The sequence below is a fragment of the Virgibacillus sp. 7505 genome (genome assembly GCF_002272135.1).
Lineage (GTDB): Bacteria > Bacillota > Bacilli > Bacillales > Amphibacillaceae > Terribacillus.
This window is the reverse complement of record NZ_NPBF01000155.1, coordinates 1-291: the sequence shown is the minus strand read 5'-3', so window position 1 is coordinate 291 and position 291 is coordinate 1. Positions and strand designations below refer to the sequence as shown.

1 protein-coding gene is annotated in these 291 nt (G+C 56.7%); it reads left to right on the top strand.

What is annotated here, in order from left to right; translation table 11 throughout:
- Window positions 1–291, top strand: a 291-nt coding sequence (locus CHH91_RS18385) for a family 43 glycosylhydrolase (RefSeq protein WP_141234212.1), incomplete at both ends; no start/stop codon positions are given.

Sequence of the window (291 nt, the reverse complement as noted above, 5' to 3'; positions counted from 1 at the left end):
CGGTCGCGCGAAGCCGGGAGATTGCCGGCCCTTATGAGGCGAACCGGCGCAACCCCGTACTGACACAACGCCATCTCGGCCAGGACTACCCGATTACGAATGTAGGCCACGCCGATATCGTCCAAACACAAGACGATGAATGGTGGCTCGTCTGTTTAGGTTCCCGTCCATATGGAGGCATGTACCGCAATATGGGGCGTGAGACATTTTTAGCGCCGATGCGCTGGGAGGACGATTGGCCTGTTGTTTGTCCTGAGACAGGGAAAATCGAAGTCGAGATGCCAGGTCCAT